17 protein-coding genes are annotated in these 18,924 nt (G+C 72.2%); 4 read left to right on the plus strand and 13 right to left on the minus strand.

Annotated features, from left to right (window positions below; all coding sequences use genetic code 11):
* The first annotated feature begins 123 nt into the window (after nucleotides 1-123).
* Nucleotides 124-1,959 carry an NAD-binding protein gene (locus ACFVVU_RS13625; protein ID WP_387789862.1) on the plus strand — a complete coding sequence of 612 codons (1,836 nt, stop codon included), beginning with the start codon at nucleotides 124-126 and terminating at the stop codon, nucleotides 1,957-1,959.
* Nucleotides 1,960-2,144: 185 nt separating this feature from the next.
* Here ACFVVU_RS13625 and ACFVVU_RS13630 read toward each other — a convergent pair whose 3' ends face one another.
* The 6 genes from ACFVVU_RS13630 to ACFVVU_RS13655 all read right to left on the minus strand — a co-directional run bounded on the left by ACFVVU_RS13630 (nucleotide 2,145) and on the right by ACFVVU_RS13655 (nucleotide 7,217).
* A complete protein-coding gene (locus ACFVVU_RS13630) occupies nucleotides 2,145-3,248 on the minus strand; it encodes a lipase (RefSeq protein WP_387789864.1) in 1,104 nt (367 codons plus the stop codon).
* A gap of 116 nt (nucleotides 3,249-3,364) precedes the next feature.
* Nucleotides 3,365-3,742, minus strand: a complete 378-nt coding sequence (locus tag ACFVVU_RS13635; RefSeq protein WP_387789865.1) for a hypothetical protein — start codon at nucleotides 3,740-3,742, stop codon at nucleotides 3,365-3,367.
* Between the two features lie 48 nt (nucleotides 3,743-3,790).
* Nucleotides 3,791-4,459 carry a class I SAM-dependent methyltransferase gene (locus ACFVVU_RS13640; RefSeq protein ID WP_387789867.1) on the minus strand — a complete coding sequence of 223 codons (669 nt, stop codon included), beginning with the start codon at nucleotides 4,457-4,459 and terminating at the stop codon, nucleotides 3,791-3,793.
* Nucleotides 4,460-4,670: 211 nt separating this feature from the next.
* Nucleotides 4,671-5,252 carry an HD family hydrolase gene (locus ACFVVU_RS13645; protein WP_380679444.1) on the minus strand — a complete coding sequence of 194 codons (582 nt, stop codon included), beginning with the start codon at nucleotides 5,250-5,252 and terminating at the stop codon, nucleotides 4,671-4,673.
* Between the two features lie 139 nt (nucleotides 5,253-5,391).
* A complete protein-coding gene (locus tag ACFVVU_RS13650) occupies nucleotides 5,392-5,907 on the minus strand; it encodes a GNAT family N-acetyltransferase (RefSeq protein ID WP_380679447.1) in 516 nt (171 codons plus the stop codon).
* Nucleotides 5,904-7,217, minus strand: coding sequence for an XRE family transcriptional regulator (locus ACFVVU_RS13655; RefSeq protein WP_380679450.1), 1,314 nt, complete (start codon nucleotides 7,215-7,217; stop codon nucleotides 5,904-5,906). Before ACFVVU_RS13655 ends, ACFVVU_RS13650 begins: the two co-directional genes overlap by 4 nt.
* Before the next feature lie 235 nt (nucleotides 7,218-7,452).
* On the opposite strand from ACFVVU_RS13655, the gene ACFVVU_RS13660 reads away from it, so the two are divergent.
* From ACFVVU_RS13660 to ACFVVU_RS13670, 3 genes are read left to right on the plus strand one after another with little or no spacing between them, the layout of a single operon-like run.
* On the plus strand, nucleotides 7,453-7,956 hold the full coding sequence (locus ACFVVU_RS13660; RefSeq protein WP_380679453.1) for an ATP-binding protein: 504 nt from the start codon (nucleotides 7,453-7,455) through the stop codon (nucleotides 7,954-7,956).
* Nucleotides 7,957-7,973: 17 nt separating this feature from the next.
* On the plus strand, nucleotides 7,974-10,013 hold the full coding sequence (locus tag ACFVVU_RS13665) for a hypothetical protein (protein WP_387789870.1): 2,040 nt from the start codon (nucleotides 7,974-7,976) through the stop codon (nucleotides 10,011-10,013).
* Nucleotides 10,010-10,162 (plus strand): hypothetical protein, encoded by a 153-nt coding sequence (locus ACFVVU_RS13670; protein WP_387789872.1) that lies wholly within the window; start codon nucleotides 10,010-10,012, stop codon nucleotides 10,160-10,162. Before ACFVVU_RS13665 ends, ACFVVU_RS13670 begins: the two co-directional genes overlap by 4 nt.
* 75 nt (nucleotides 10,163-10,237) lie before the next feature.
* On the opposite strand, the gene ACFVVU_RS13675 is transcribed toward ACFVVU_RS13670, so the two are convergent.
* From ACFVVU_RS13675 to ACFVVU_RS13705, 7 genes are all read right to left on the minus strand, one after another.
* The gene (locus tag ACFVVU_RS13675) at nucleotides 10,238-11,017 is read right to left on the minus strand and encodes an enoyl-CoA hydratase (RefSeq protein WP_355362831.1); all 780 of its coding nucleotides are present in this window, start codon (nucleotides 11,015-11,017) and stop codon (nucleotides 10,238-10,240) included.
* 118 nt (nucleotides 11,018-11,135) lie between these two features.
* Nucleotides 11,136-12,170 (minus strand): enoyl-CoA hydratase/isomerase family protein, encoded by a 1,035-nt coding sequence (locus ACFVVU_RS13680; protein ID WP_387789874.1) that lies wholly within the window; start codon nucleotides 12,168-12,170, stop codon nucleotides 11,136-11,138.
* Nucleotides 12,171-12,408: 238 nt separating this feature from the next.
* Complete coding sequence (gene fahA, locus ACFVVU_RS13685; RefSeq protein WP_380679480.1) at nucleotides 12,409-13,629, minus strand: fumarylacetoacetase; 1,221 nt, start codon at nucleotides 13,627-13,629, stop codon at nucleotides 12,409-12,411.
* A complete protein-coding gene (locus ACFVVU_RS13690; RefSeq protein WP_387789876.1) occupies nucleotides 13,626-14,498 on the minus strand; it encodes a hypothetical protein in 873 nt (290 codons plus the stop codon). The genes fahA and ACFVVU_RS13690 overlap by 4 nt, the downstream gene beginning before the upstream one ends.
* Nucleotides 14,495-15,694, minus strand: a complete 1,200-nt coding sequence (locus tag ACFVVU_RS13695) for a homogentisate 1,2-dioxygenase (RefSeq protein ID WP_387789877.1) — start codon at nucleotides 15,692-15,694, stop codon at nucleotides 14,495-14,497. Before ACFVVU_RS13695 ends, ACFVVU_RS13690 begins: the two co-directional genes overlap by 4 nt.
* Before the next feature lie 101 nt (nucleotides 15,695-15,795).
* Nucleotides 15,796-17,010 carry a 4-hydroxyphenylpyruvate dioxygenase gene (hppD, locus tag ACFVVU_RS13700; protein ID WP_380679489.1) on the minus strand — a complete coding sequence of 405 codons (1,215 nt, stop codon included), beginning with the start codon at nucleotides 17,008-17,010 and terminating at the stop codon, nucleotides 15,796-15,798.
* 338 nt (nucleotides 17,011-17,348) lie between these two features.
* Nucleotides 17,349-18,746 carry a phosphoribosyltransferase family protein gene (locus tag ACFVVU_RS13705; protein ID WP_387789880.1) on the minus strand — a complete coding sequence of 466 codons (1,398 nt, stop codon included), beginning with the start codon at nucleotides 18,744-18,746 and terminating at the stop codon, nucleotides 17,349-17,351.
* Nucleotides 18,747-18,924: the final 178 nt, after the last annotated feature.

Here is an 18,924-nt window from a genome sequence, read left to right on the forward strand (position 1 = left end):
ACGATCGCCGCGCACGCCCCGTCCCGCGCGCCGGATACACCCGTTCGGGCGATCCGACAGATTTCCCCCGGGGTTGCCGGAACGCCATCTGCGTCCCATCCGACATCGATAAGATCCGTCGATGTGACTTCTGAAGGGTGGGGGACCCCTCCGGTCGAGCCGATCAGCCAGCACTACATCGTCTGCGGTGGCAACGCGCTCGCCCACCGTCTGGCACTCGAACTCGTCGAGCACTACGAAGTACCGGTCGTCGTCCTCGTCCCGGACCGCGCCCGCGACCACGCGCCCCGGATCGAACAGCTGGAGGGCGTCGCCGCCGTCGTCGAGTACAGCAGCGTCACCGAGGAGGCGCTGCGCGCCGTCCGGGTGGAGACCGCGCGCGGCATCGCCTTCGTCGACGGCGACGACCAGGGGAACATCCACGCCGCCCTCTCCGCGCAGGGACACAACCCCGGCATCCGCATCGTCCTGCGCATCTTCAACCAGCGGCTCGGCGCCAACATCCAACGCCTGCTCAGGAACGGCACCGCGCTGTCCGGCTCCGCCACCGCCGCCCCCGCCTTCGCCGACGCCGCCCTGTCCCGCCCCAACTCCGTCCAGGTCGGCGACCGCTTCCTGCACATCGCCTACGACGACGACATCAAGTCCGACCGGCTCTGCGTCGTCGCCGACCGGATCGACCCCCAGGACCTCGACCGCATCCGGCTGCTGCCCGACCAGGGCGGCGACTCCGCCTCCTTCGTCCGGCTGGCCAGCGAGTTCGGCGACGACGGGCCGATCCGCTCCGGCACCGAGGCCCGCCGCGCCGCAGGCTCGGACGGTCGGGGCGGCCCGGGCGGATCGGACGGCTCGGGCGGTCCGGACGGTGGCATCGCCGCCCTGCAGACCCTCCCCGTCGAACCCGCCGTACGGATCGCCTGGTGGCGGCGGCTGCGCTGGCGGCTGCTCGACACCCTGCGCTTCTTCACCAGCGCCCGGCTGCGCCTGGTGCTGATCACCGCCCTGGTCGCGGTGCTGCTCGCCTTCGCCCTGCTCTGGCACCTCAACGGCAACTTCGCCTGGACGCTCTACGCCTCGCTGCTCGACCTCGCCGGCGCCGCCCAGCCGGACCAGCCCGGCTCCCCCGACGGGACCGGCGGCGCCTGGCAGCGGGTCGCCCAGGTGGTGATCACCTTCTGCGGCATCACCTTCGCGCCGGTCGCCACCGCCATCGCGGTCGAGGTGCTCGCCTCCGGTCGCCGCGGCCAGCCCCGCAACCCGGGCGCCGGCACCCGCGACCACGTCGTCGTGGTCGGCCTCGGCAATGTCGGCACCCGTGTGGTCAGCCAGTTGCACGGCCTCGGCGTGCCGGTGGTCGGCCTGGAGAGCGACCCGCAGGCACGCGGCATCTCCGCCGTCCGCGCGCTCGGCGTCCCGGTGGTGGTCGACGACGGCCCGCTCGCGGAACAGCTGCGCCGGGCCCGGCTCAAGCACAGCCGCGCGGTGGTCGCGGTCAGCGGCGACGACGCCACCAACCTGGAGGCGGCCCTGGAGGCGCGCGCCGAACGGCCCGACGTCCGGGTGGTGCTGCGGCTCTTCGACGACAGCTTCGCGAGCCATGTGTACGCGACCCTGGACAACGTCGCCTCGCGCTCCACCTCCTACCTCGCCGCCCCGGCCTTCGCCGCCGCGCTGATGGGCCGCGAGGTGCTCGGCACGCTCTCGGTGTTCCGGCACGTGCTGCTGATCGCCGAGCTGTCCGCCGAGCTCGGCAGCGGCCTGATCGGCCTCAACCGCCACGACCTGGAGGACCCGGGCGGCGTCCGCGTCCTCGCCGTCCGGCTGGCCCGCAATCCGCAGCTCTACCAGTGGCGGTACGCCGACCGCACCCGCGCCCTGGAGCCCGGCGACCGGGTGGTGGTCGCCGCCACCCGCAGCGGCCTGGCCCGCCTCAACACCGCACTGACGGTCGGTGATTGAGCCCGGGGCCTGTCCGGCGCGGCGCGTGAACGTACCACGGAGAGTCGCATTCCGCTTGCGAATGGAGGGAAAGGATCGTCGGCGGCCCCGCCGTCGCCCTCGGCCGCCGCCACCTCGGCCGACCGCACGAACCTGACCGCACGAACCTGGCCGACCTGGCCGACCTGACCACCCCGCCCGTGTGATCAGGCGAACGGACCCGCCTGCGTGAAGGCGATCCCGGCGAACCGTTCGGCGATGCGGTGGTGGCCGGCGGTGTTGGGGTGAAGGCCGTCGGGGAGGTCGGGGATGTCGCCCATGCCGAACAGGTCACGGCCGTCGAGGTGGTGCAGGTTCGGATCGTGCACCCGGCGAGCGGTCACGATGCGGGCCAGCTCGTCGCGTACGACGTCGAGCGTCAGCGCCCCGGCCGGGACGTCGGCGGGCGCGCCGAGCGCGGTGAAGCGCCCGTCGGCGGCAAGGGTGACCGGGCCGGGGGTGCCCTCGACCGGGGGACTGATCACCGGGGAGACCACCAGCAGGGGGGTTTCCGGGTGGCCCTCGCGGATCGTGTCGAGGAAGCCGTGCACCGCCGGCCCGAAGGAACGCCGCCGGAACGAGGCGCCGGTCACGACGTTGAGACCCAGCTTGAGGCTGATGAGGTCGACCGGCGCGTCCCGGATCGCACGCGCCACGAACGGGTCGAGCCGGGCGTTGCCGGCCAGCGAGAGATTGACGAGTTCCACCCCGCCGAGGCCTGCGGCGATCACCGGCCAGGTGTCGAAAGGCGAGTCGGCCTCCGGGAAGTGGCTAACGGAGCTGCCGTGGTGCAGCCAGCTGCGCCGACCGGTCGCCGACGGTGGCCCGACCGCGGCATCGGCCCACAGACCGACCACCTCGGTACGGGACTGCTGCGGCAACCAGATCTCGATCGCCTTCTCGCCCGGGGGCAGCTGATCGAACGTCACGCGGCAGCTCGGGCCTGGGACCGTCCTGCTGCCCCCGACCAACACCTGCGACACCTTGCCCGCGAGCAGCGGCGCCCTGTGCAACCGGACCCCGTCGACCACCAGCTCCAGGGCCCCGGGCGCAGAGTGTCCGGCACTGCCCTCGTACTGGGTGACGGTCGTGAGCGCCTCGACCTCCAGCACCGTCGCGCTCGTCACGAACGCCAGCCGGACCCCCGACGACAGCGTCGCCATCCGCTCGACGGAATCGTCCGGGAACTGCGCCCGCGTCCACAGGGGCAGCCGCCACGGCAGCACACCGGCCTCGGTCCGCTCCAGATCCAGCGCTCCGCGGAACCTCACCGGACCGCCGATCAGTGGGATCTCACGGAGTTCGCCAGACACGTCACGCCCGCCCGTTCAGCTGCTTCGCCAACGACCGAAGCAGCGTATCCCGTCGCGCAAGTGCTTTTCCGCGCTCACCAGATGACGACACCGCCTCCCGTCGCAGCCGCGCGCCCGGCGACCTCCTCGGTGATCGCCAACCGCTCCGAGATCGCGCTCCCGGGCTCCTGGTTCGACATCACGGGGCCGGTGCCCGCGACGACCCTCTCCAGGTTGTCGCGCAGCATCAGGCACTCGCGCAGCAACGCGGGGACCTGCTCGGGCTCGACCCACAGGTCCCCCTCGGCCAGGACCGGAAGGAACCCGGCCCCCAGCGAGCGGACGACCTCCGAGCCCCACACCCGTGTGCGCCAACTCTCGGGGCCCGCACCGTTGAAGTATCCGTCCGGAACGTCCTGCACCTGCCTCTCCCCATCCGCGCCGACGACGAAGACATGCGCCAACAAGCTCATGAGCGCAGTGGATCACGCGCCCGACGGCACGGTCCAAGGAATTCGACGTCAGCCCCTCGGAGTCCTTCCCGTCACGATCAGCGTCCCGATGTGCCCCTCGGTCGGGGCGTCGAGCACCGAGGCCTCCACCGACTCGAACCCGCTCCGCCGGAGCAGACCGAGCCACCCGCGGGGCGTGTAGGAGTAGCGGTACGTGTACAGCGCCTTCCCGGCGAAGCCACCCTTGTACATGCCCTGCGGACCGTAGGCGCCGGGAATCGCGGGGGGTTGCGAGAACGCGAGGACGCCGCCGGGGTTCAGACGGGAGGCGACGAGGGGGAGCAGCTTCAGCGGGTCCGTGAACCAGACCGCCCCGAACACCGAGTAGACCGCGTCCCAGGTCTCGTCGGTGCCGCGCAGGTAGTCCAGCACCTCCGCACAGTGGACCCGGACGCCGGAAGACCCCCAGCGTTCGGAGACCCTCCCGACCATGACGGGCGAGAGATCAACACCCGTGACCTCCACACCCTGCCCGGCCAGCGCGGCCATCGCCCGCCCGGTGCCGCACCCGATCTCCAAGGCACTGGCCGCCGACCCGAGCAACTCCGCCCCGGGCCCGTGGCTGGCGTACTGCGTCCAGCGGAAGACCGGGCCCGCCTCGAACACCTCGTCCTTGATCCCGGCCGCGTACGTGTCCCAGAGTTCGCGCTCCGATTCGATGTCGTGCTGTGCGGGCAACGGATCTCCTCTGTGCTGTCACTGGTGCAGTCCCAACGCTTCTGGAGCGAGGGGACCCTGGGGTGGCCCTCTTCGGCGAGGAGGTTCGATCAGCCCTCGATCCGGTGGCTCGGCAGTTCCTCGTGGGTGTAACAGTTGGCAGTGAGGGTCTGGGCCATGGCGGCACTTCTCCCGGTCGTGCGAACGGTTCCAGCGGCGTGGGTGGGTTGATTCAGCTGGGCTTCTCCCCGAGGGCGTGGCGGAGCCAATCCAGGGAGTCGGTCGCCAGGATGGCGTCGGCGAGTTCGTTGGCGGTCCTTGTCGTCAACCGCCGGCGACTGTTGTCAATCCAGCGTTGGGCGTTCATGTAGCCCTGGGCCACGTACTCGACGCCCTGGATCAGGCATTCCAGCTTGTCGGCGTCGCGGGCGCAGACCGCTTCGGGTGATTCGTTGCCTTCGTATTCGGAGACCAGGTCCCGCACTGTGGACGCCAGCACCTCCGGCATGCCGGCGACCTGGTCGGAGGTGACCGCTTCCGGGTCGGCGCTGGTCGCGTACTTCTTCCCGACGTAGTTGACGTCGCCGGTCCGCGTCTCGGCGACGTCGTGCCAGGTGGCGAGGAACGCCGCCCGCGCGGGGTCGGCGCCTTCGAGCTTGGCGATGATGGAGGCGAGGAGCGAGGTCCGCCAGGAGTGCTCGGCGACCGACTCGGGATCCCGGACGCCCGCCATCCACCAGCCTGTGCGCTTGGTGTGCTTGAGCGTCCCGGCTTCGAACAGGAACCGCGCCACCGAGGCAAGATCAGCGGACACCCTCGGACTCCTCTCACGCCTCGGCGAGGCGAATTGCGTAGCGAAAGCTGGAGCGGTGTTGATGAAGTACGCGAGACGGTCTTGATCGCCATGCCGAGCGGCGACCCTCGCAACGGAGCGTAGGTTGAGCCAGGCGCTCTCATCGGAGCGTGCGGACCATGACGGCGAAGCGGGGCGAGTCCGGGAAGGGTTGCCGGAAGCCGACCTGGCTGTAGCCCCAGGACTCGTACAGCCTCTGCACCTTGGGGTGGTCGGGGTCGACGAGGAGTACGGCCAGGTCCTCGGGCCGGTCGTCGATCAACGCGGACTGGAGTTGGGCGGACATTCCCTTCCCGCGCCAGGCCGGGCGGATCATCAGCTCGGAGAGCCCGAAGGTGGCATACCGCTCCGGAGGGTTGACGATGTGCTCGCGCCACCACTCCCGGCCGGCGGTCAGCGGTGCCCCGTACGCGAAGCCGACCGGTTCGTCGCCGTCGTACGCGACCACGCAAGTGAAGCCGTCCAGGCTCGTCCAGTGGTCGACGAACCATGGGAAGCGCTGTACGAATTCGTCTGCCACCAACTCTGCTGCGTAGGAGTCCGCATGGACGTCGAGGAGTAGCTGCCGGAAGCCTTCGGGCAACGTGGGACTCTGGTAGTGACGCAGCTGGATCATGTTCGGCTCCATTCGATCCGGTAGCGGTCGCCCCACTCTCTCGCAGCCCTGCCGTTCGCAGAAAGGGTCAGCAGGTCCCGATGGAAGTCACCGAGGAGGGTTCGTAGGCGGCCCGGTAGCGGGGCACCGTCCATGAGGTCGAAGACGGTGGACGCGGTCGCGGTAGCCAGCTCCAAGTCGCCTTGGCGAAGCTGGGCGAGGGCGAGGCGGGCGGTGATGAGGGACCGGTTCCTGCGGAACTGGTTCGGAAGCACGGCGAGTGCTTGATGGGACGCGCCTTCAGCTTGCTGGTTCTCGCTGAGCCGGTCGTGGACGATCGCGGTGAGCGCGTGGAGTTCGGCAGGGCCGTAGAACGCCACCCAGGCCGGCCGGGATTCATGGCGGGCTCGGGAGAGTGCTTCATTGGCGAGCCCGAGGGAACGGACCGCTGCTTGACGCTCACCGGTGTTCGAATGCCCGATGGCTGTGCGGGCGTGCGCGAGAGAGGAGAACATCGGGTCACGGCGAGTGATGCCCGTGACCCGAGCGGCATGGGCAGCGGCGATGGCGTCAGCGTGGCGGCCTCGCTGATTGCTGAGCATCGCGATCAAGTTCCATGCTCTGAACTGAGCGGTCGAGTCCTGGGCGAGACCGGCGAGCCGCATGCAGGCGTCGAGGTGCCGCTGCGCGTCGTCGAGCGCGCGGGCGTCGATGCATGACCAGGATGCTACGGCGGTGAAGTCGGCGGCGACGCTGAAGAGGCGGCGGCGCACTCGCTCGGTGGCGCTGCCGTTGCGGAGCGCGTCGAGCACCTGCCCGGCGCGGGCGAGGGCGGCACGTTCCAGCGCGGCGTGGCCGCCTTGGTGATCGTCGAGGGAGTGGAGCGTCTCCAGACTCGCTCGCAGCCGTAGGACGTCGGATGAGCCAAGCGTGGTCCGAGTGTCGGAGGTCGGGAACGCGGATGCTGCCGCGGCAGCCGGCCCGGATGCGATGAAGGTTCGACGTCTCACGTCTTCCTCCGATTGCGGATCGGGGCGCTTCGCACCCCTGGGGGTGAAGCCGAGCTCTTGGGCCGTACAGTCGAATACTGCCTCCAGCGAAGCGCGTTGCCTCTGGTGAGGCCATGCCGTTCTGCCGCTGAGCCAGTCCCGCACGGTGCGCTGACTGCAACTGCCGTATCGGCCAGTGACCTTCTCGATGTGTCGATTCACGCGATGCGCCAGCTCGGTGTGGCTCATGCCGAGTTCCACCAATCGCTTGCGAAGCACAGCGTTATCGCCCATGAACGCAAAGTAGCGCTTTTGTGGCGTCGTGCGCAGGCGGATTGGCAAAGAGCACACCAAAATCTCCGGTGCGCTGCGAGCCCACAGCCGGAAAACCACCCTGCCCAAATGGCGTTGACGCCCGTTGACTGGAACGCAGTCGCCAGGAACGCCACACGGTTGGCCATTGGAATGCCGGGCGGCTGACAGTGCCGGGCCCGCATTCCCCTGCAGGGCCGGCCGCTGCCATCGCCTCCGTCGCCCCACAGGAGCTCCAGTGCCGCACTCCGTCCGATCCAATGCGGTGGAACCGCAGGGTGTCGCCCGTAACCTCGAGATGCGACCCTGCCCGCAAGCCCCGTACGGCGTTCAGAAGGCCACGTGGTCGGTCGACCACGCGCGAGCCGCCGCTACCGGTCTGCGGGCCAACGTCGCCGACGTCCTCCAGGCTTGGGGACTCGACCCGGACGGCGACCAGTCGTTCGCTGTGCTCCTCGTCCTCACGGAGCTGGTGACCAACGCTGCCCGCCACGGTCGTCCCCGCCTCGGGCTGATCGACGTGGAAATGTGGCTGGACGGCGACCGTGTCGTCGTCACGGTCATGGACGGCACCACCGATGTCCCGGTGGCGCGCGATGTCGGGTCTGGCGACGAGTCCGGACGTGGCCTTCGGCTCATCAGTGCATACGCTGAAGCGGGTGGCTACGAGCCCCACCACCGCGGAAAGCGGGTGTGGGCCGTGATCTGCCCACACCTCGCCGTCGAGGACGACTCACTTCTTCTGGACGCCACACGGCTTGCGGTCTGACGAGGATGTAACAACCCTTGATCAGCAACGCAGTCACCGACTCGCACGCCCAGATCGTCGTGCAGGCCGGGACGATCGCCGGAGGCATCACCCTGCCCGCACCGCCGTCCCCGCCGGTGCCGCGGCTGCTTCCCCGTCGGAGGCCGCTGGCGGATCGGGTCGAGGCGCGGGCGCGCCTTTCCGCGCTCCTCTCCACCGAGGAGCCTCTGCCCGTTCTCATCACCGGGCCCGAGGGGATGGGCAAGACCGCCTTGGCCGTCGACCTCCTCCACGGCCAGAACACCCCCGGCCCGCACCTCCACGCCGACCTCGGTGGCAGCAGCGCGTCCGGCCCTACGAGGCCGGACGCGATTATCGCTCGCTGGCTCCGGGCCCTGGGCGTTGGCGTGCCCACCGACGCCGACGAGGCGCACGACCTGTACCGGAGCCTGACCGCTGGGCGGCGTGTAGCGGTACTGCTGGACGACGTGGCTACCGCCGTGCAGGCCGAACGCTTGCTTCCGTCCGCCTGCGGCCTCGTGATCATCACCGCTCGCCGGCCCTTGCCGGAACTGCTGGCCGCCGGGACGCACCACCACCGGCTCGGGCCCCTGCCCGCCGATGCCGCCGGGCAGCTCCTCCTCAGCGTCGCCGGCAGGGCACTCCCTCACCACCGGATCGCCGAACTCACGGAGGCCTGCCAGGGCATACCGCAGGCACTCGCCCTGGCCGGTGCCCGGCTGGCCGTCGGCGTCCCCACCGTCCTCCCCGAGCCCCGTACGGAGAGCATCGTGTCCACCGCCCTCACCGGCACCTACGCCGCCCTCGACGCCACCGCTGCCCGCGTCTACCGGATCGCCGGGCTGCTGCCGAGCGCCGACACCACGGTCGACTTCGCGATGGCCGGTGCCGCAGCCCGCCTCGACCCAGCCACCACCGAAGCCGCGTTCAGCAGCCTCGCCCAGGCGCAGCTACTCGTCGCCCCGAGCACCGACACCGGGCGATGGGAGTTCGTGTCCTCGGGAGTCCGCGCACACGCGGCAGCCCGCGCCGCCGAAGAGGAGGACGAAAGCCAGGCCGTCCGACGCGCCCTCGACTGGCTGACTGCCGAAACCATGGAGGCAGCCCGCCTGGCCGTCCCGTACCGCGACCCGCTCGCCGCACCCCTTTCCTTCCCCCCGCCGCACCGCGTCGGGATCACGACACCCATCCAGGCGCTGGACTTTCTCCGCATCCGCGGCCCCCACCTCGACGCCGCGCTCACCGCCGCCGAAACCCACCACCCGGCGATCGTCCCCCACCTCGTGTTCGCCGCCTGGCCCCACTACCTCCGCGCCCGGCACTACCGGGAGTGGCTCGACCACCACGACCGCGCGCTCGCCGCGCTCACCGCCCTCGGCACCCCGGCCACCGACACCGGACGACGCCTGTACCGCGAACTCCTCGGCGGCCGTGCGACCGTCCTCCGCGCGCTGAACCGCGTCCCCGACGCGCTGGCCGACTGCCACCAGGCTCTCGCCACCGCCCGGCAGACCAACGACCGGGCCGGAATCGCCCAGCACAACCACGACCTCGGCGCGGCCTACCGCCAGGCCGCCGCGCACGCCCTCGCCCGTCAGCACTTCAGCCGCGCGCGGACGCTCTACCTCGACCTCGGCCGCCCCCGTGGCGCAGCCCTCGCCCACCTCGAACTGGCCCTCACGGACGCCGTCCTCGGCGAGGACGCCGCCACCGTCCTCGACCGGCTCTCCGTCGCCGAACGGGGCCTCCTGGCCACCGGCGATCCGCTCAACTCCTCCAAGGCCCGCGCCTGGCGCGGCCGGATCCTCGCCACCGACGGCCGCGGCACGGACGCCCGACCGGTCCTCGTCTCCGCCCTGGACGGCTTCCGCGAGCAGGACGCGCGGCTCTGGGAGGCCCGCACCCTGGTGTGGCTCGCCGACATCGACCGGGAGCGCGGGCGCACCGGTGACGCGATCACGCTGCTCCGCCACGCCGCCGCCCTCTACGAGCACCACAGCCCCGCCGACCACGCCGAGGTCACCGTTGTCCTCCGCGACCTCCGGAGCCGAGCGTGACCACCCCGCCGGACGACGGCTCCGACGACGGCGACCGTTCCCCGCCCGACACTGACCGCGAGCGGGTCTGGGCGGCCTACGGGGTGTCGGCGGCAGCGCTCCTGCACCTCGTCACCACCGCCGTGCTGCTCCTCAGCCGCTCGCGTTGACAGAAGGGACATAGCCAGGAAGGCCCCTTCGTTCTCCGACGGTCCGGGACGAAGGGGCCTTCCGGGCAAGCCGGGTCAGCGGTGGTTGAAGACCGCCGGGCGCTTCTCGGCGAAGGCCGCCATGCCCTCCTTCTGGTCGGCGGTGGCGAAGGCGGCGTGGAAGAGGCGGCGCTCGAAGCGGACGCCCTCGGCGAGGGTGGTCTCGAAGGCGCGGTTGACGCTCTCCTTCATCATGATCGCCGCCGAGGTGGACATCTCGGCGACCTTCTCGGCGGTGGCGAGGGCCTCGGCGAGCAGGTCGTCGGCGGGGACGATGCGGGAGACCAGGCCGGCGCGCTCGGCCTCCTCGGCGCCCATCATCCGGCCGGTCAGGCACAGTTCCATCGCCTTCGCCTTGCCGACCGCCCGGGTGAGGCGCTGCGAGCCGCCGATGCCCGGGATGACGCCGAGCTTGATCTCCGGCTGGCCGAACCGCGCGGTGTCCGCGGCGATCAGGATGTCGCAGAGCATCGCCAGCTCGCAGCCGCCGCCCAGCGCGAAGCCGGCCACCGCCGCGACGATCGGCTTGCGCAGCTCGCCGAGGCGGTCCCACGGGCGCAGCCAGTCGTCCAGGTAGACGTCCGGGAACCGGTTGTCCTGCATCTCCTTGATGTCGGCGCCCGCCGCGAAGGCCTTCGCCGAGCCGGTGATCACCAGACAGCCGATCTCCGGGTCCCGGTCGAACGCGGTGGCGGCGGCCACGACCTCGTTCATCAGCCGGGTGTTGAGCGCGTTGAGCGCCTCCGGCCGGTTGAGGGTGATCAGGCCGACCCGGCCCTTGCGGTCCACCAGGATCGTCTCGTAGGTCTCGGTCATCGCCGTTGACTCCCATTCGATTGCGCGCTCTGACGAGCCAACGATCTCCGAAGCGGCCCGCCTCGCGCCAGTCTCGGTCCGCGAGACGGTCGTCACCCGCTCACCGGGCGGCCCTAGGTCAGCCGAGGCGCAGGTCACCGTCGGTCGGGGGCTCGAAGAAGGCGGCCACACTCCGCTCCTCGACCCCGGCGAGCGCGGCCGGGGACCAGTGCGGGTCGCGGTCCTTGTCGACCACCTGCGCGCGGATGCCCTCCACCAGATCGTGGTGGGCGAGCGCGGCGCAGGACACCCGGTACTCCTGGACCAGGCTCTCCTCCAGCGAGCCGTGGGCCCGGGCCCGGCGCAGGGCGGCGAGCGTGACCTTGAGCATCGTCGGCGACCGCTCGGCCAGCTCCTCGGCGGCCTGCTTGGCCTCCGGGGCGCCGCCGGCCGTCAGCCGGGCCACGATCTCCTCCACGGAGTCGGCCGCGTAGCAGGCGTCGATCCACCCGCGCTGCTCGGCGAGCGGCGCGGCCGGGGCCTGCTCGGTGTACCGGGCCACCACGTCCGCCACCGGCCCGTCGGCGAGGTCGGCCAGCAGGGCGGGCAGGCTCGCCGACGGCACGAAGTGGTCGGCGAACCCGCACAGCAACGCGTCCCCGGCGGTCATCGAGGCGGCGGTCAACCCCAGGTGGGTGCCCAACTCGCCGGGCGCGCGGGCCAGCAGACGGCTGCCGCCGACGTCCGGCACCAGGCCGATCCGGGTCTCCGGCATGGCCACCACCGAACGCTCGGTGACGATCCGCACCGACCCGTGGGCGGAGAGCCCGACGCCGCCGCCCATGGTGATGCCGTCCATCACCGCGACGTACGGCTTCGGGTAGCGCGCGATCAGCGCGTTCAGCCGGTACTCGTCGCGGAAGAACGCGCGCGTGCCGGCCCCGCCGGCCTTCGCGTCGTCGTGTATCGCCCGGATGTCCGCGCCCGCGCAGAGCCCGCGCTCCCCGGCCCCGGTCAGCACCACCACCCGCACCGCGTCGTCCGCGGCCCACTCCTCCAGCGCGGCCCGCACGTCCACGACCATGCCGTGCGTCAACGAGTTGAGCGCCCGCGGCCGGTCGAGCACGATCCGCCCGACCGCGCCGTCCCGCCACACCCGCACGTCGTCACCCATCGTCCCCACTCCCGTTCGTCGTCGACCGGCCCGAGAAAGTCGTCAAGATCCTCGCCGTCACCGTACCTTCGGCCCCGGGCCCGGCCGCAAGCACCGAGTGGCGGTGTCCGGAGAGCACGAAGGGCGGCTCCGGTGGTGAAACCGGGGCCGCCCTTCGTCCGGCGGGGGAAAGTGGTTCAGGGGTGTCGCGCGGGCCTCAGGTGCCGCGAGGGCGGCGGGGGCCGGGAGGCGCGGGGGCTCAGGGGACGATGCGGCCGGTGACCTCGCCGAAGCCGATGACGGTGCCGTCGGGGCCGGGGGCGGTGGCGGTGATGGTCACCTCGTCGTCGTTCTCCAGGAAGGCGCGGGTCGAGCCGTCCGGGAGCTTGAGCGGGTTCTCGCCGTTCCAGGTGAGCTCGATGAGCGCGCCGCGGGTCTCGGGCTCGGGGCCGCTGACCGTGCCGGAGGCGAACAGGTCGCCGGTGCGCAGCGAGGCGCCGTTGACGGTCATGTGGGTGAGCTGCTGGGCGGCCGTCCAGTACATCGAGGCGAACGGCGGGCGGGAGACCGGGTGGCCGTTGAGGCGGATCTCCATCGCGAGGTCCAGGCCCCAGGGCTCGCCGCCGCGGTCGTCGAGGTAGGGGAGCGGCTCGACGTCGCGGGCCGGCGGGGTGACGCGGGCGTGCTCCAGGGCGTCCAGCGGCACGATCCACGGGGAGACGGAGGTGGCGAAGGACTTGCCGAGGAACGGGCCGAGCGGCACGTACTCCCAGCCCTGGATGTCGCGCGCGGACCAGTCGTTGACCAGGCAGACGCCGAAGACGTGCTCGCGGAAGCGGTCCAGGGTGACGGGCTCGCCCATGGCGCTGGGCGCGCCGACGACAAAGCCGACCTCGGCCTCGATGTCCAGCCGGCGGGTCGGGCCGAAGGACGGCACGGCGTCCGCCGGGGCCTTGCGCTGCCCGTGCGGGCGGACCACCGGGGTGCCGGAGACCACCACGGTGCCGGAGCGGCCGTGGTAACCGATCGGCAGGTGCTTCCAGTTGGGGGTGAGCGGCTCGGAGCCGGGGCGGAGGATCCGGCCCAGGTTGGTGGCGTGGTGCTCGGAGGCGTAGAAGTCGACGTAGTCGGCGACCTCGAACGGCAGGTGCAGCTCGACCTCGGCGAGCGGCAGCAGCAGCGGGGTGAGGGCGTCCCGGTGGGACTCCTCGGTCAGCCAGCGGGTGAGCGCGGCGCGCACCTCGGTCCACACCGGGCGGCCGGCGGCCAGCAGCGGGTTGAGCGAGTCGGCGTCGAGGAGGAGGGACGGTTCCCCGGCGGCGCGGGCGGCGGCGCCGGCGTCCAGGACGAAGTCGCCGACGCGCACGCCGATCCGCCGCCGCCCCGGCCGGTCGCCGGCCGTGAAGACGCCGTACGGCAGGTTGTGCACGCCGAACGGCGAGTCGTTCGCGGGCGCGAGCCAGCTGCGGGGGGTGGTCAACGGTCCTCCTGGGGCGTCGGGGCGGACGACAGCAGGCCGAGGGCGGCCAGGTCGTCCAGGGGCTCGGCGATGCTACAGGTGCCGAACGCGGTGAACGAGTTGCGGATCACCGTCACCTGACGGTCACTCAAGGTGTGCGCGGCCTTGGCGAGCACCTCGCCGGAGCGCTCGGCGAGCACCTCGGCGGCCGCGGCCGGATCGGTCTCCTGCGCGGCCAGCAGCACGTTCAGGAAGCCGTGGTGCTCGAAGCCGGTCACCGGGTCGGTGTGCCGGACGGCGTGGTGCAGCCCGGCGGTGCACTTGTACGGCAGGCCGCGCTGCGCGCACCCGGTGAGGAATCCGGCCAGCTCCCGCTCGTCCGGGAAGGCGCCGGCGACCACCCCGCCGGTGCGGAACTTGGCCCGGTACGGGCTGTCGACCAGCACGTCCAGCACCTCGTCCAGCCCGTCGCCGCGCAGCAGTTCGCGCGGCAGCTCGACGGCGGCCGGCACGTCCGGCGGCAGCAGCAGGTCGAGCGCGGCGACGGCCTCGCTGGCGTCCCGGGTGGCGAGTTCGACGCCGGCCACCTCGAACGGCGCGGCGGCGGTGAGGGCCGGGCCGAGCTCGGCGCTGCCCCCCGGCAGCACCAGCCCGACCCGGAGGGCGGGGCCGGGGCCATGCGCCGCGGCCGCCAACTCGCCCAGCCGGCCGGCTCCGCAGAGCAGCGGGCCGACCGCGTCGGCGTACCAGGCGGTGCGGTGCGCGCGGTGCGCGGGCACCGCGTCGGCGACCGGCAGGTTCCCGGGCGGGAAGACCGCCGCGTCGTCGAACAGCCCCTGGAACAGCGGGGGGACGGCGGAAGCGGCGGCGGGGACGGGGGCGGTGCTCACTGCTGCGGCCCCCGACCGGACCACGTCCAGGCGTAGTTGGCGTCCTCGGAGGCACGGCCGCCCTCGCCCAGCTCCAGCGGGCGGAAGGTGTCCACCATGACGGCGAGCTCGTCGAAGAACTCCACGCCGATGGACCGCTCGTAGGCGCCCGGCTGCGGGCCGTGGGTGTGGCCGCCCGGGTGCAGCGAGATCGAGCCCTGGCCGATGCCCGAGCCCTTGCGCGCCGCGTAGTCGCCGCCGCAGTAGAACATGACCTCGTCGCTGTCCACGTTGGCGTGGTAGTACGGCACCGGGATCGACAGCGGGTGGTAGTCCACCTTGCGGGGGACGAAGTTGCAGATCACGAACCCGTTGCCCTCGAACACCTGGTGGGCCGGCGGCGGCTGGTGAATCCGCCCGGTGATCGGTTCGAAGTCCCGGATGTTGAACGCGTACGGGTACAGGCAGCCGTCCCAGCCGACCACGTCGAACGGGTGGTGCGGCACGGTGTACCGGGTACCCGAAATGCCGTTCGGGCCACGGTGCTTGACCAGCACGTCGACGTCCACGCCGTCCACCAGCAGCGGGCCGGACGGGCCGCGCAGGTCCCGCTCGCAGTACGGGGCGTGCTCCAGCAGCTGGCCGTACTTGGAGAGGTAGCGCTTGACCGGGGTGATGTGGCTGTTCGCCTCGATGCAGTAGGCGCGCAGCGGCTCGTCGCCGGCGGGCACCCAGCGGTGGGTGGTCGCCCGGGGGATGACCACGTAGTCGCCCTGGCCGACCTCCAGCGAGCCGAAGACCGTCTCCACGGCGGCGGAGCCGGACTCCACGTACACGCACTCGTCGCCGAGCCCGTTGCGGTACAGCTCGCTCGGCGCCCCGGCGGCGACGTAGGAGATCCGCACGTCGCCGTTGCCGAGGACGAGCCGGCGCCCGGCGACGACGTCCGCGGACTTCCACTCCTGGCCGGCGAACAGCTCGTGCAGCTTGAGGTGGCGGGGGAGCAGGGGGTGGTTGGGCACCGTCGACTGGTCGGGCAGCTCCCACGGCACGGCGTTCACGACGGCCGAGGGGATGCCCCGGTGGTAGAGCAGCGAGGAGTCCGAGGAGAAGCCCTCCTCGCCCATCAACTCCTCGTAGTACAGCCCGCCTTCGGGTGTGCGGTGCTGCGTGTGCCGCTTGGGCGGGATGCTGCCCAGCTGCCGGTAGTACGCCATCGTCCCTGCTCCTCCCGGACCTTCCTGTGGCCCAGCGCTTCCTACGGCTTCAGCGGTGGCCGCGCGCCCCGGAGACCGGCGGCCTCCGGGGCGGGTCGGCCTCAGAGGTTGCCGCGGCGCTCCTGCTCGCGCTCGATGGCCTCGAACAGCGCCTTGAAGTTGCCCTTCCCGAAACCGAGCGAGCCATGCCGCTCGATGAACTCGTAGAAGACGGTCGGGCGGTCGCCGATCGGCTTGGTGAAGATCTGCAGCAGGTAGCCGTCCTCGTCGCGGTCGACCAGGATGCCGCGGCTCTTCAGCTCCTCGATCGGCACCCGGACCTTGCCGATCCGCTCGCGCAGCTCGGGGTCGTCGTAGTACGAGTCCGGGGTGTTCAGGAACTCGACGCCGCGCGAGCGCAGCACGTCGACGGTGGTGAGGATGTCGTTGGTGGCCAGCGCCATGTGCTGGCAGCCCGCACCGGTGTAGAACTCCAGGTACTCGTCGATCTGCGACTTCTTCTTGGCGACGGCCGGCTCGTTGAGCGGGAACTTCACCCGGTGGTTGCCGCTGGCGACGACCTTGGACATCAGCGCGGAGTAGTCGGTGGCGATGTCGTCGCCCACGAACTCGGCCATGTTCACGAAGCCCATGACCTTGTTGTAGAAGGTGACCCACTCGTCCATCTTGCCGAGCTCGACGTTGCCGACCGCGTGGTCCAGGGCCTGGAACAGGCGGCGCGGCGAGCCCTCGGGGTGCTGCACCTTGCTCTTCGCGGTGATGTAGCCGGGCAGGTACGGACCGGTGTAGCGGGAGCGGTCGACCAGGGTGTGGCGGGTCTCGCCGTAGGTGGCGATGGCGGCGCGGCGCACGGTGCCGTTCTCGTCGGAGACGTCGTTCGGCTCCTCCAGGACGGTGGCGCCCTGGGCGCGGGCGTGCGCGATGCACTTGTCGACGTCCGGGACCTCCAGGGCCAGGTCGACGACGCCGTCGCCGTGGCGGCGGTGGTGGTCCAGCAGCGGGCTGTCGGGGGAGACGCCGCCCTTGATCACGAAGCGGCAGGAGCCGGAGCGCAGCACGAAGGCCTTGCGGTCGCGGCGGCCGGTCTCCGGGCCGGAGTAGGCGACCAGCTCCATGCCGAAGACGGCCTGGTAGAACTGGGCCGTCTGGGTGGCGTTGCCGACCACGAACACGACGGCGTCCTGCGCGGTGACCGGGAACGGGTCGGTGGCGGGGTCGTGCTCGACGAGGCCGACGAGGCGGCGCAGCTGCTCGGCGTCGAGACCGGCCTCGCGCTCCTCGGGGGTCAGCTCAAGGGCGTGGGACTGCGGGGTCATCGGTCGTTCCTCCACATTGAGGCCTCGGCATTGAGGCATCCGCTTGAGGCGGCCGCTCCGCGGGGTTGGGGTGAGGGCGGATGCGGGCGGCTGAGCGCTGAGCTTGCTCCAGTCGGGCGGGTTGGGCAACAGATCGGGTTTTCACTGTTCAATGTGTACAAGGTGATCAGGAAATCGCTGGTCGCGCTGTGCAGAATGCATGGTGGATTCGGGATGTTTCACGAGTTCTGCGTATCGGACCCGAACGGGCGTGTGCGCTGGTCAGGGCGGGTTCGGTGGTCCGAGGGGTGGGTTCGGCGGTGGTGGGAGGGACGGGGGACGGACGGAGCCGGGCGCGGTCAGGCGGGGGGCGCGCAGCGGGCGAGGTGGGCGCCGAACCAGTCGCGGGCCAGCTCGGTGACGCGGTCCAGCGTGCCGGGCTCCTCGAACAGGTGGCCGGCGTGCGGGACGACCACCAGCTCACTCTCGCAGCGCAGCCGCTCGCGCGCCCGCCGGTTCAGGTCGATCACCGCACCGTCCCGGCCGCCGACGATCAGCAGCGTCGGCGCGAGCACGGCGCCCAGCGCGTCCGCCCCGGCGAGGTCCGGCCGTCCGCCCCGGGAGACCACCGCGCCCACGCCGTCGCCGAGCCGGGCGGCCGTCCACAGCGCGGCGGCGGCCCCGGTGCTCGCGCCGAACAGGCCGAGCGGCAGGAACGGCCCCCCGGCCGGGCGGGCCTGTTCGGCGGGCAGCGCGCGGGCCACGTCGGTCAGCCGGGCGCCCAGCAGGTCGACGTCGAAGACGTTGCGCCGGTCCTCCTCCTCGTCCTCGGTGAGCAGGTCGAACAGGAAGGTGGCCAGCCCGGCGCGGTTGAGGCCCTCGGCCACATGGCGGTTGCGCGGACTGTGGCGGCTGCTGCCGCTGCCGTGCGCGAACACCACGATGCCGCGGGCGCCGGCCGGGACGGTCAGCCGGCCGGTCAGCCCCACACCGGTGGCGGGCAGCGTCAGCTCGCGGTCGGACGCCGGGACGTCGTCGGACGCGGGGACGTCGTCGGATGCCGGGACGCCGTCGGGTCCGGCCGTCGTCCCGTGCTCGTCCGGCCCTGCGGCACGGGCCGCGGCCAGATGGCGCAGCACCTCGGTGTCCTCGGTCTGCGAGAAGTCCGCGTAGAACTCGCCGATCGCGAAGAAGGGCGACGGCGTGCCGACGCTGACCAGCTCGTCGGCCACGCCGCTCAGCCGCTGCGTCCAGTCCGGCGGCGCCACCGGCACGGCGAGCACCACCCGCGCCGCGCCGCGCGCCCGCACGATCAGGCAGGCCGCCCGGGCGGTCGAGCCGGTGGCGATGCCGTCGTCGACCACGACCACCGTCCGCCCGTGCAGGTCGACCGGCGGGCGGCCGCCCCGGTAGCGGTGCGCCCGGCGCTCCAGCTCGGTCCGCTCGCGCGCCTCCACGGCGGCCAGCTGCTCCGGCGTCACCCCGGCGGGCCGCAGCACGTGCTCGTTGATCACCCGCACCCCGTCCTCGCCGATCGCCCCCATGCCCAGCTCCGGCTGGTACGGGACGCCCAGCTTGCGGATCACGCAGATGTCCAGCGGCGCGCCGAGCGCGGCGGCCACCTCGGCGGCCACCGGGACCCCGCCGCGCGGCAGGGCCACCACCACGGTGCCGGGGCCGCGCAGGTGGCCCAGCAGGGCGGCCAGTCGGCGGCCCGCCTCGGTGCGGTCGGTGAAGTGGGTGGCGGTGGCGTGCATGGTGTCGGCCTCCGTGTTCCACCGTACGTCGCCGGGGCGGTCGGGTGGAGTGGCGGGGCGGAGCGGCCGGGTGGGGTGTGCGCGCGGGGCGCGTACCTGGGGCGTGCGCGCGGGCGGTCGACGCGCGCCGGTGCCGGGTCGGTCCCGGGTACGCCCGGGACGCGGATGGGGCCGGCCG

The organism is Kitasatospora sp. NPDC057965 (assembly GCF_042887135.1).
Lineage (GTDB): Bacteria > Actinomycetota > Actinomycetes > Streptomycetales > Streptomycetaceae > Kitasatospora.

Coding starts and splice junctions, on each gene's coding strand:
- ACFVVU_RS13635 (WP_387789865.1), bottom strand. CDS start 3,742: ATGAGCTTGTTGGCGCATGTCTTCGTCGTCGGCGCGGATGGGGAGAGG.
- ACFVVU_RS13650 (WP_380679447.1), bottom strand. CDS start 5,907: ATGATCCAGCTGCGTCACTACCAGAGTCCCACGTTGCCCGAAGGCTTC.
- ACFVVU_RS13675 (WP_355362831.1), bottom strand. CDS start 11,017: ATGACCGAGACCTACGAGACGATCCTGGTGGACCGCAAGGGCCGGGTC.
- ACFVVU_RS13680 (WP_387789874.1), bottom strand. CDS start 12,170: ATGGGTGACGACGTGCGGGTGTGGCGGGACGGCGCGGTCGGGCGGATC.
- ACFVVU_RS13695 (WP_387789877.1), bottom strand. CDS start 15,694: ATGGCGTACTACCGGCAGCTGGGCAGCATCCCGCCCAAGCGGCACACG.
- hppD (WP_380679489.1), bottom strand. CDS start 17,010: ATGACCCCGCAGTCCCACGCCCTTGAGCTGACCCCCGAGGAGCGCGAG.
- ACFVVU_RS13705 (WP_387789880.1), bottom strand. CDS start 18,746: ATGCACGCCACCGCCACCCACTTCACCGACCGCACCGAGGCGGGCCGC.